The organism is Candidatus Poribacteria bacterium, from assembly GCA_028820845.1.
Classification (GTDB): domain Bacteria; phylum Poribacteria; class WGA-4E; order WGA-4E; family WGA-3G; genus WGA-3G.
In genome coordinates, this window is sequence record JAPPII010000072.1 from 1 (window position 1) to 11949 (window position 11949).

Sequence of the window (11949 nt, forward strand, 5' to 3'; positions counted from 1 at the left end):
TCTACCAAAACCTAACAAAAATGTCAATAACTTACACAATGTAAACACTACCTACGTATTAGAGGGTCTTGCCCAGATATTTGCTTTATAGTAATTATACTTCACTTTGGCGCATAAAGCAACCTAAAATAGCGAATAGCGAACCGCAGACCGCTTTTAGTTAATAGTTGTTGGTTAATAGTTTTTAGTTAAGAGCTGTCTTTTAAGAAGTAACAGTCAACTTGAGTTTGGAGTACTCAAAGAAGGCGTGAATTATTCACACGAACCTCTTAACCAACAACTAACTCCTAACATGTGCCTTCATTTTCAGATAGGCTTCGATGAATGCATCCAAAGCCCCATCTAATACAGCGTTAACGTTCCCGGTTTCGACGTTCGTGCGTAAATCCTTGACGCGTTGATACGGATGTAGCACGTAAGACCGGATTTGACTTCCAAAGTCAATATTGAGACGTTCGCTGCGCTGTTTTGAAAGTTCTGCTTCGCGTTCTGCCCTGTATTTTTCATGAAGGCGCGAACGGAGCAGTTTCATTGCGATCTCTCGGTTTTTGTGCTGAGAACGCTCGTTCTGGCACTGGACAATAATCCCAGTAGGCTTATGTGTAATCCGAACGGCTGAGTCTGTGACATTGACGTGCTGTCCACCTGCACCACTTGCCCGATAGAAGTCTATTCGGAGGTCTTCTGTTTGAATATCGACTTCGACAGAATCGTCGATTTCAGGCATAACGTCGATAGCAGCAAAAGAGGTATGTCGGCGTTTGTTGAAGTCGTAGGGGGACAATCGGACGAGCCTATGTACGCCGGATTCAGCCTGTAGGTAGCCGTAGGCTGAGGGACCTTTAACGAGGATGGTCGCGCTTTTGATACCGGCTTCATCTCCAGCGGCGAGATCGACGATCTCCGTCTGATAGCTACGTTGGTCGCACCAGCGGAGGTACATCCGCATCAGCATGCCTGCCCAGTCTTGTGCGTCAATGCCCCCTGCCCCAGAGTGTATGTTGAGAATTGCGTTATTCTCGTCAAACTCACCCGTTAGCATTAATTGGAGTTCCATCTGCTCAAGCTGACTTGCGATACCCTCTAATCCATCTGCAATTTCGGTATGTAGACTGGCATCGTTTTCTTCGCTCGCAAGTTCGAGTAGGATTTGGATGTCTTCAATTTTGAGATTGAGTGCTTCGTAAGCACCGATTTTATCTCGGAGGACAGAGATCCGTTGGTTAACTTCTTGGACCCGTTGGGTATTGCCCCAAAAATCTGGCGCGGCGGTTGCTTCTTCGAGTTCAGTTAATTCTTTTCGTTTTTCTGCCAGGTCAAAGATAACCTCCGATTTCTAAGAGGCGGGTATGCATCTCTTCAACCTGTGTTTGTAAATCTACAAGCATGTTGCTCCTCGTGAGTCGTTAGGCATCTCTACGGCGGAATCGGAGGACGATTTGACTGCCGAACCATCCAATACAGATGATTGCGCAAAGCATCGGAAACCAATCGCCATAGCGAGTATAAAGTGTATATTTATGCGCTGAAGATGAAAGAAGTGGAACGGATGCCATAACTACCTGTTGCGTCGTGCCTGGTGTTATTGAAGGAGTTGTTATCCTACCGAACCGATCTACGACGCATGTAAATCCACCATTCGCACAACGGAATACCGTGATTCGGTTCTCAACGGCGCGAAAGGGTGCCATCGACAAGTGCAGTTCAGGGAAAGCGGTTCCTTTGAACCAAGCATCGTTTGTGAAGATTCCCATCACTTGCGCGCCTTTTTGGACGGGTCTACGAAATTCGTCTGGAAATACCGACTCAAAACAGATCGAAGCACCAATTTCTATTTTTTCATCTCCTGTATTGTTTTTAACGTTAAACACCGGTAAAAGGTTTACTGATTTTCCGTGAGCGAAGGGTTTAAATTGGATGAAGTTCGGAATGAAGTCAGGGAGAAGATCTGTGAGTGGCACATATTCGCCAAATGGAACGAGGTGCATCTTCGCGTATCCGCCGGCTATCTTTCCATCTGGGGCTATTGACAAAACTCGGTTGTATATGTTGGCATCCTTCTCTTTCTCTGTAGCGCGTCTGTAAAACTTACCTATTGTCTCATGTGTTTCGTCGCCTTCACTGGCTGTCCCGATGAGTATTGGGGTTGCTATATCGCGAAGCATTAGGAGGAATCTTCTATAGTAGGTGGGCCACTCGCCTGTCAGTGCTTCGCTTCTTATGGCTGTTTCGGGCCACACAATGAGATCCGGATTTTCCTGACCTGCTATATGTGTTAGGTTGATATAGCGTTGCAATATCTGTGGAAATTGACGGATATCCCATTTCTCAAGTTGTGAGATATTGCCGGGGATGAGTGCGATGTTTAAAGTTTGGGAGGTTTCAGAAGCAGTGATGTCCGAATCTCTGTCTATAGAGGATGCATCTCGGAGTTGAAAGGCACCGTAACCAAAGCAGAGCAGCGTCAAAATTAGCGGTAGAACTAAGGCGGGTATCTCCTGTCGCCACCGATGGCGGTTACAAAGCATCGTGGCAATACCGGCGTTGAAAAACACGATAACGAAACTGATGCCGTGTACACCAACAAGCGAAGCGATTTGTATGCCAAGTGGGTTGTTCCATTGCGAGTAACCGATGCTGCCCCAAGGGAATCCTGTCATTAACCAACTCCGCACCCATTCGAGTGCCGTCCAGATAGCGGCTGCTGCGACTGGAAACAGTAGACCCGAACGCCACGGCACGATTCGCATCAGGACCGGAAAAACAGCGAAGTAGAGGGCAGTGTAACCCACGAGGAGCAGGTAACCGACCATCGTGGCGAAGATGTTCGCATACGGGTAGAGAAGAGCAATAGCGGTAAGCAATCCGCCGAAGAATAGAAAACCCGTGAGGTAACCGATCCAGAAAGCCGATTTTCCATTCGCGGTATCCCTGAAGGCGATGAAAAATGGTACAAGCGCAACCCAAGCGAACGGGAAAAGGTTGGCATTGGGGAAACTGAGAAATAGCAGGATTGCTGAGAGTGCCGCCAGCATCCAGGGCTGATGACGTTTCAGAAAGTTTTCCGTGGGAGTGTCCTCCATTAAGTGGCGGTTCGCGATTCGCGGTTTGCTATTAAAAAAGATCTGTTTTCAGCAAATGGGAGACTTTGATAAATACAATGCGTTCAGTGTCTCCTTCGACATCACGGTTGTCATTGTAGACGATAAAGAAATTGCTTTCAGGACGATATTCATAAGCAAAGAGTGCGAAGACTCGGCGTTCTTCTTCGATGGTAAATTCCGCACTTGCCCTTGCGTACATACGCTGTGCGAACTGGTAATTCACGACCAAACGTTGCGTCCATTCCGTCAGCTGCCATACTGTTGCATCTGGTTCCCTTTCATGGAGTCTTTGCAAAATGAGCTCAAAACTGAGTTTGGCAGTTGGTCGGATGGTAATTTCCGGTCGGATAAAGAAGATGTTTTTGTCATTACGTAGACCGAAGTTACCGGTGTTTCGGATTTGCACGTATTTCGGTGGAAACCATCCGACGAAGAAACGGGCGGTTCTGTCCTCATAGAGTTGGTCATCGTCGTCGTCAATGTGATTGTACCATTCAGGTCCGATAAGGAAAAAGAAATCGTAGATCCCGAAAAGTCCACTAAAACCCGCCCTGTGATTCGTGAGTTCGCCTGCGTGGTTGACGAGGCGTTCGTATTCGACTTCACCGCGAAGTCTTTCAACAGCACCTTTGTATTGTTTGTTATAGCGGCTTCTGATAATCACGCCACGTCTATCTACGCGTGGGACGAAACCGGTTTCGGGATTAAAATGCTCACCGATGTCTGCATAGATAGCATCTATTGAGAACACATTCGTCCGTCGTGCGAGTTGCACAAAGATAAGATCGTCAGCAGTGCTCTCTGGCATGTCGAGTCCACCGGCTTTCCATTCTCTTGCGTATTCCAGATTAAGGCTTGTAGCAGCAGGGAGTTGAATGCGTGCGTCAAGTCCTCCCGCTCGGTCATACGTGCCACCGCGTTGTTTGTTAACGCCTAAGAACCCGACAGATGACGTTTTGCCGACTTCTCGTTGCAATCGAAGAACGGAGTAGTTATAGTCAGCGAGTGGCAGTTCGCCAGTGTCTACCTCTTTCTCTGAGTCTTCTGGTCCCGCGACGGCACCCATGAAAGCGATGTTGTATTTGTTGTATTTTCCAATAACTTTTCCACCACCGAGTAAGTTTTCAACCCGTCGGCTGTAGAATAGATCCAGAGGCATCTGAAAGAGTTCGTTGCCTTCAAGGAAAAATGGGCGTTTTTCTGGGAAACGCAGCGGGATGTCCGTAAGGTTTACGAGATCCGGATCCGCCTCAATTTGCGCGAAGTCTGGATTTAAGGTCAAATCAATTGTGAAGTCTGCGATGGGGTACCGAAGGTCTAACCCAGCGTCTGGTTGCAGTGCGGTGGTTGTTTCACCTTCAACGGGGTGCCGCACTTGTGGTCTGAGCGTGGCGTAAGGTTTGAACTTCACGGGTCGTTTTGTAACGAGATCTGCAATTGGTAAGTCGGTGAGTTGCTCGAATCTTGACACAGCATATTGGCGTTCTCCGATATCTGCCCACGTCTGTTCTTCTGCTGGGACTTCATCGTTGCGCCAGAAGTTGATGCCCCAAGTTGCCGTGTCCATCCCTTTTGGGAATCGGAGTTCGGCAAACGGGATAGCGAATTCTGCTGTCCACTTATCTGTTTCTTCGCTGGCTTGACCTTGCCAATCGCAATCCCACGAAATGGCGGTACCAATCATAGACTGCCCCGTGCGCCGATTTGACCCCTCATTAATGAGTCTCCGATCGGTTTGTGTCCCGAGAGGGTTCAAGGCAAAGGCGTAGCAGTTCCTGCCATCAAGGAAGGTGTCGATGAGGACCTCGACCTGGTCATCGGAGAAGAAAAAGGAATCGCGTCGTGTTAGGTTCGCAGCGAGCCGACTCATGTCGGTTTTGAAACATTCAAATGCGATATAGAGATTATTCGCATCGTAGGCAACGTAGATGGTGGTTGGCTGCGTTGCAAGTTCTCCACGCTGCGGTTCAAATTGGAGCAATTCACCAGTCTTGGCACTCTTTTGCCAGCAGCGGTCATCCAATTTTCCATCGATTTTTGGAGGTGTTTCAATACGGACGGCTTTAATCGTTCGGTTCGTCTGGATTTCGGGGACATCATTATTTGTGTCAGCAGGCGATACCCGAAGATTCCACAAACAGAGGACGAGGTAGGCTGCTAATATTAGATATGGGCGGGCAAGTCGTGCCCTAATTGTTCGCATTGGTTTATGTCTTGAGTGCCTCCTTTTGCTATCGGTCTATTTTACGATTTTAGCAGAGAATGGTTTTTCTGTCAAGGCGAAAAAGTGAGCGTTTATCTTCATTTTAGGCAGAAACCCTTCGAGTGAAAAGCACTTTTCGGTATTCTGTGCTAATCTTCTGATCTGCCGATGTAAACCGAATTAAATGGATTTGCGTTTCTATAGCCAATTGCGTTATCATATTAAGTGTTGAACGCGTAAAAATAAAATTAAACAAAGAGGAGCTATAGTTCAGTGGGCTGTTTTAGACGCAAAATCTTCATATTACTTTTATTGACTGCCATTTTTCTGCCAGTCGCCGCATTGGCTGGACCTGGACGGACAGGTGCGCAAATCTTGAACCTTGGCGGCGGGGCACGGGCACGGGCACTCGGAGATGCTTTTTCTGCGATGTCTGGTGATGTGACGACATCGCTCTGGAATCCGAGTGGGCTTGCCGATATGCCTGAGAGCAAACTCCGCTCCGGCAAGGAAGCCGGGCAAGCCTCAATGTTTTATACCGATTACAGCGCGCCTTTCGGAGAGGCAGGCGAAGGCTTATACTATACTTTTATCTCTGGTGCGATGCCTCTCGGAGATATTGGAACTGTCGGGGCAACCCTCCAGATGCAAGGACAGGGGACGATCGCGGTGACATCCGACTCTCCTGACGTTCTGCGTGAGGAGAGTCTCGGCACGAACTTCGCTTTGACATTCTCTTATGCCGATCGGATTACGGAATCCTTATCGGCAGGTATCAACGGCAAGATGATTCGGATGGTCCTTGGCCGCGAAAGCGGCACCTCTTATGCTGTGGATCTCGGTATGCAATACCTCCTTCCTTTCGATCTTATACCCACAACGGTCGGTGCCGCAATCCAGAACGTCGGCCCGGGTATCTCTTTTATTGACGAGAACCAAGCGGATCCATTACCTCGATTTTTACGGCTCGGGACTTCAATGAGTCTCTACCAAGATAGGTATAATCACCTCCGCCTTGTGAGTGGTATTACAGCGTATATTGATAAGTTGACAGAAGATGAACATGAATTAGCTGTAGACTTGGACCGGCTTAACGCTGAAAGAGAAGAGAAACTCACGTCGGAGCAGTTGCTTTCCGATCGCGGCGTCGGTATCCGGGCGTTTGAATGGCGACATCTTCAAAAAAATCTCGGTTTGGAGTACTGGCTCGGTGGTATATTGGCATTACGGGTCGGCTACAAATCTGAACCCGGCATTCACTTGCCAGATTGGACAGATCACATTACCGCCGGTATCGGGGTCCAGGTCTATCTATTCAATATCGACTTTACAATCGGACCGAGTTTTGGTCCAAGCCGCGCGCGACTCTATGAAACCACTGCGATGTTCATCTTTTAGAAGGGGTACGATAAAAATTGAAGTTCAACACCTATATTCTAACGATCCTGCTAATATTCAGTCTGTCGTCTGGTGTCTGTTTAGCATTTGAAAGTTCCAATGCGCCATTGTTCACGGCTTTCTATTTGGATTCCGCGCTCGGTACGCGTACACTCGCCAATCAATCTGCTGTTACTATGGAGGCGACACAGGGGTTACAACCGCGGAAGTCTCCGAACGAAGCGTTCCTCTATTCACTCATCGTTCCCGGCATGGGTCAACTCTACACCGGTGCCAAGCGCGGCTATGTTTATATAGCTGCGGAGGTAGGACTGCTCGCAACCTACTTTGTTCTCCGAAACACTGCCACAAACACGCGCGAGGATTATCGCGATCTCGTCAGACAGCATGTAATCTTTGACGGTCCTGGCTCCTTTGAGGATTGGGACCCGATTGAAGATTTTGAACACGCCACGCAATATGAGAATTGGGACCACGTTTACGATTCAGAGGAGACTCGGAAGCGCACTGGCAAATGGTACTGGGACGATGCGAGATCCTTTAAAGACGAAGCCGACGTAGACATCGAATTTGATTCGCCGAATCGTTTGGCGGCTTTCGACTTACGGCAGCAAGCCAACGACACCTTTCAACTTGCCCGTACAGTGTTAGGCATGGCGATCCTCAACCACGTCGTCAGTGCTGTAGAAGCACGCATTACAACGAAACGTTTCAATACGCGCTTGCAAAATTCGCTAACACAGGCAGAAACAGGAACATTTAAGATAGATGTACAAACTGACACATCAACGGGAACACTCGCCGGGGTGCTGGTCCTGCGAAAAAGATTTTAAAAGGAGAAACCTATGCCATCAGAGATACCACAACTTTTAGAAGATCTCAATTCGGTTACTGCGATTCCTATTATTCCTTTCAAAAATGACAAAATTGATTACATTGGGCATGCGAAAAATATTGACTATTTGATGCGCAATAACTACCTCGACCAAGGACGAAAGCGCGTCATCGCTATTGCTGGAACAAGTCTCATCCATCACATTAGTGAAACAGAGCAGCTCCGATTGATTGACAAAACCGGACAGCAAATAGGAGATGACGGTATCCTCATGTCTGGCATTGTCCCGAATCCTATCCGCCAAGCCGGTCAACTCATCGAAGCACAGAGCGAACTCCAAAGACCACCGGATGTGTATCTGCTCATGCCGTTAACGGGTGTCTCGAATCCAGAAGGGATTTATGAAGAGTACATGAAACTCGGTGAGACGTATGGCGCTGCTTGTGGTGCGCGTTTTCTCTATTATTTCCGTCAGAAACGCGATCTCTCCGCCGTTATCCGCCTACTCAACGATTCTCCGCACTTCGTCGGGGTAAAGATTGGAACGGGTGAAGAAGATGTGGAAGCACTCGTAGAAGGTGTTGGCGACAGTGGGATCGTGATGTGGGGTATCGGAGACAGATGTACGCGTCCGGCGCAGTTGGGAACGAAAGGACATACCTCTGGTATTGCGGTCGCCTTTGCGCGTGCCTCGGATGAGATTAACAATGCCCAACGGCGTGGGGATTATGAAACCTCGGCACGCATTGAAGCCGACATCGCACCACTTGAAGAAATCCGTTTCATGAACGAACGCGTCTACAATTACTCCGCTGTCGTTGAAGCGATGCTCCTCAGTGGTTTTAATGATATTGAGGCGGGGGCTGGTGGTCCGTTTAATCCGCGCGTTCCTTCTGAAATTCAGGAACAACTCCGCAAAGTGATGCCCGACTTAAAGCCGTATCATTAGGGACAAGGAACATGTCTTTTGATAGTTTAGCCCTCCGCCATGTAGTTCATGAGCTCCGCGATGCGCTTGTAGGCACGACGATTCGCCACATTGAACAGGCGAATGCGGACACCTTTTCGTTCAAGGTCGGTCGCGGGGCAGAAACGCATTGGCTGACCTTATCGGCGCATTCACTGCATGCCCGGGCACATCTCATTGAGAAACCACCACCTGGACAGAAGCAGTCTTACCTTGCCGATTTCCTCGCAACGCATCTCAGGCGTGGCACAATTACTGCGATTGAGCAAATCGGTTGGGATCGGATACTTAAGATAACCGTCCAATCTGTCTCCGACGACCCTATCCAACCCTCTCCAAAAGCCCTTATCGCAGAATTCATGGGCAAATATAGCAACATCATCCTCATCGACACAGCAGATGATCGGATTTTGGAAAGTTTCAAGCGTATTGATGAGACAATGAGTCGGCATCGCGAAATTTTGCCGGGTGAGACCTACACCTTACCGCCGCAACAGGAGAAGGCAGATCCGCTAATGTTAGACGAGGCGGCGTTTGCTGAACTCACCGGTGGACGGGAACAGGTGAGTTGGCGGCAGCTTTTTAATAAGATTGACGGTTTCGGTCCGACACTCTCAAAAGAGGTCGTCGCACGGGCAACGGATGCAGGACTCTGGGCTGCCTATCAGCAGGTTATTGCTTATTTCGATTCTGAGCATACCACACCACAACTGTTTATGGATAGTAGGGAACCGGTTGCAGCGGCACCGCTGCCGTTATATCAATTCCCGCACGCCTCCTGCCAACCCTTTGACACAATGAGCGAGGCACTCAGTGCATATTACGGTGCAATTACACTGAAGGCGCAGATGGATTCGGAACGGCGTGCCCTCACACAGGCGTTGAAGAGACAAGGGAACCTACGCCAACGGAAAGCGGATGGACTTTGTAAGGACTTAGAACGTGCCGAAAAATCTGAAGATTATCGCATTCAAGGTGAATTGCTTCTCGCCAATTTACATGCTATTACCCGTGGACAAACAGAGGTCGAATTGCAAAACTACTACAGTCCTGAATTAGAGATGCTATCAATCCCACTTAATCCTGAACAGACACCTTCCGACAATGCGCAAGCCTATTTCAAGAAATACACGAAGGCGAAACGCGGACGCTCGCGTATCCTGCAGTTAATTTCAGACTTGGAAGCGGAACAGGAGACACTCCGGCTGTATGCTTCCAAATTGGAGGATGCTGACACTTTAAAAGCGTTGCGGCATCTGCGCGCTGAGTTTGTTAAAAACGGCTATATTAAGGCATCCCAGCACGGAAAGCAGAAACAGGATGTCAGTGAAGGTCCTTTCCGAAGGTATACCTCTACCAACGGGTTTCAGATATATGTCGGTCGGAACAGCCAATCGAACGATCTGCTTTTGCGTCAGATTGCCAAACCGCGTGATATGTGGCTCCATGCCAAACAGATTCACGGGTCGCATGTTATCATCCGTAACCCGGAGAACCGACAAGATATTCCGATGCCGACGTTATTGCAAGCCGCGCAACTTGCCGCTTATTACAGCAAAGCGCATCATGCCAGCAACGTCCCTGTTGATTATACGTGGGCGCGGTATGTGGTGAAGCGTAAGGGGAATGTTGCGGGGTATGTGCATTATACGCGTGAGAAGACGTTGTATGTGGAGCCTGCTGTGCCGAAATCGAAAGCGTAAAACTCTTGATTTTTTAAAAGTTTTTGAGTATCATTATTGTGTAGACATAGGTTTAGACGGGTACTAATGAATAAGCGTCACAAAAGAACATTGAATGCAATCTTCGCGCATCCGATTTCCGGGAATATCAAATGGCGGAATGTTGAAGCTTTGTTGAAAAATTTGGGTGCTATTCTATATGAGCGTGAAGGATCGAGAGTTGGTGTTTCCCTTAAAGGGTGTGTCGCTTACTTTCATCGTCCGCATCCGAGTCCGAATATGGATAAAGGAGCAGTTAGAGACCTAAGAAAGTTTCTTGAGAATGTGGGGATTACGCTATGATTGAATATAAAGGCTATATCGGGGCTATTGATTTTGATCCAGAGATCGATCTTTTTCATGGAACTGTGATTAATACCAATGACGTAATCTCATTCTATGGAGCCTCTGTAAACGAACTGCGCGAAGAGATGCAAAAGTCAATAGAAGGTTACCTTGAATTTTGCGGGGAACAAGGAAAAGTACCGGAAAAGCCTTTCGCACATGAATTCACGATTCAGATGAACCCTGAGATACCTGATTTGAGAAGCACTATAGCGCATATCCTTGCACATAAGCGGTGCTTAGCAGGTGCCAATGAGGCGACAACTCAAGAATACATTATTCTACCAATTCTACGGGCTTTGGGGTGGGATGATACCAATTTAGCGTCTATGGAAGTTTTGCCAGAATATAGGGTCGGAAATGGAAATGTTGATTATGCTCTAAAAATAGGACAAAGACCTGTATTATTTATTGAGTGCAAAAAGTGGAACGAACCACTTGAGAGACACGAAGATCAAATTGTGAACTATGCCTCTAACTCAAATGTGCCTATTGCAGCTCTTACTAACGGGAAAATATGGCGTTTTTATCTCTCAGGGAAGAAGGGTGTGCCTGTGAGAAGTAGAATTTTCTGTGATATTGATAATGAAAATCTGGATGCTGCAGTATTCAATTTAAAAAAATATCTCTTGAAATGCAATGTATCATCAGGGTTGGCAACGAAAGAAGCGGAAGAAGCATGGCAGGGCAAAGAGGTAATAGAAAAATCTGTCCCACAGAATGTGAGGAATTACTATCATGAAAACTACCCTCCAGAAAAAGTCAGGGAGTTTTATAGATATGTTTCATCAGCTCAGGTCTTAGCAAGAAAATCAGATTGGGGATTGGAGGAAAAATTCACGCAACGTTACTGTGGTTTTTGGTTAAGAGGTAAAGCACGTCGAAGAGAAATGCTTATCCATGGAATCCACTTTGATTACACCCCTTTTAGGCTCTTTGTCAAAGTGTCGAAAGAAGATGTGGAAAAATTGAGACATCAGCATGGTTGCGAGATTGTCTATTATCACACTCATGCCCGACAAGCTCATTATGTTGTCCCTGGAGATATATCAGAACTTCTTCCTGTTCTTGAATTTGCCTATAATAAACATCGTGGAAATTGATTTTGTTGATGCCTGCTATAAGTCCTTTCCTATCAATCTACCAGGGACATTTGTGGTAAAGTTTAGAATTAATTAGACCCCCTGGGGGCACACTCAACCCCTAACCAATCAGAGTCAACGGCATTCATCCTGTGTAGCATGAACTGGGGTATGAATTCCGTATGGCATTCCCCGCCCTTATCAGGGGAACCTGACAATCTTGTCCATCAGGGCGTGTCTATTTATTTTCGCAATAAGTAGTTTTGGGATTGGTTAAATCCTTGTTAGCGGCAA

9 protein-coding genes are annotated in these 11949 nt (G+C 47.4%); 6 read left to right on the forward strand and 3 right to left on the reverse strand.

The window, feature by feature from the left end; all coding sequences use genetic code 11:
* Positions 1–280: 280 nt before the first annotated feature.
* The 3 genes from prfB to OXN25_14450 form a co-directional block, all read right to left on the reverse strand.
* Positions 281–1388, reverse strand: a protein-coding gene (gene prfB, locus OXN25_14440) for a peptide chain release factor 2 (GenBank protein ID MDE0426052.1) whose coding sequence is annotated in 2 segments (ribosomal slippage) — positions 281–1318 and positions 1320–1388 — 1107 coding nt in all. Because the reading frame shifts where the segments join, the coding sequence is not laid out codon by codon here.
* A gap of 18 nt (positions 1389–1406) precedes the next feature.
* Entirely contained in the window at positions 1407–3083 is a 1677-nt protein-coding gene (gene lnt, locus OXN25_14445) for an apolipoprotein N-acyltransferase (protein MDE0426053.1), read from the reverse strand.
* Between the two features lie 31 nt (positions 3084–3114).
* Positions 3115–5307: a DUF5916 domain-containing protein gene (locus tag OXN25_14450; GenBank protein ID MDE0426054.1), complete on the reverse strand. Its 2193-nt coding sequence runs from the start codon at positions 5305–5307 to the stop codon at positions 3115–3117.
* 273 nt (positions 5308–5580) lie between these two features.
* Here OXN25_14450 and OXN25_14455 point away from each other — a divergent pair, with 273 nt between their 5' ends.
* The 6 genes from OXN25_14455 to OXN25_14480 all read left to right on the forward strand — a co-directional run bounded on the left by OXN25_14455 (position 5581) and on the right by OXN25_14480 (position 11676).
* Positions 5581–6705 (forward strand): PorV/PorQ family protein, encoded by a 1125-nt coding sequence (locus OXN25_14455; GenBank protein ID MDE0426055.1) that lies wholly within the window; start codon positions 5581–5583, stop codon positions 6703–6705.
* A 17-nt stretch (positions 6706–6722) separates the two neighbouring features.
* A complete protein-coding gene (locus OXN25_14460) occupies positions 6723–7538 on the forward strand; it encodes a DUF5683 domain-containing protein (GenBank protein MDE0426056.1) in 816 nt (271 codons plus the stop codon).
* Between the two features lie 12 nt (positions 7539–7550).
* Positions 7551–8489: a dihydrodipicolinate synthase family protein gene (locus tag OXN25_14465; protein MDE0426057.1), complete on the forward strand. Its 939-nt coding sequence runs from the start codon at positions 7551–7553 to the stop codon at positions 8487–8489.
* An 11-nt stretch (positions 8490–8500) separates the two neighbouring features.
* Complete coding sequence (locus OXN25_14470; GenBank protein MDE0426058.1) at positions 8501–10210, forward strand: NFACT RNA binding domain-containing protein; 1710 nt, start codon at positions 8501–8503, stop codon at positions 10208–10210.
* Positions 10211–10276: 66 nt separating this feature from the next.
* Positions 10277–10531, forward strand: a complete 255-nt coding sequence (locus tag OXN25_14475) for a type II toxin-antitoxin system HicA family toxin (GenBank protein ID MDE0426059.1) — start codon at positions 10277–10279, stop codon at positions 10529–10531.
* Positions 10528–11676 carry a type I restriction enzyme HsdR N-terminal domain-containing protein gene (locus OXN25_14480; GenBank protein ID MDE0426060.1) on the forward strand — a complete coding sequence of 383 codons (1149 nt, stop codon included), beginning with the start codon at positions 10528–10530 and terminating at the stop codon, positions 11674–11676. The genes OXN25_14475 and OXN25_14480 overlap by 4 nt, the downstream gene beginning before the upstream one ends.
* Positions 11677–11949 lie beyond the last annotated feature (273 nt).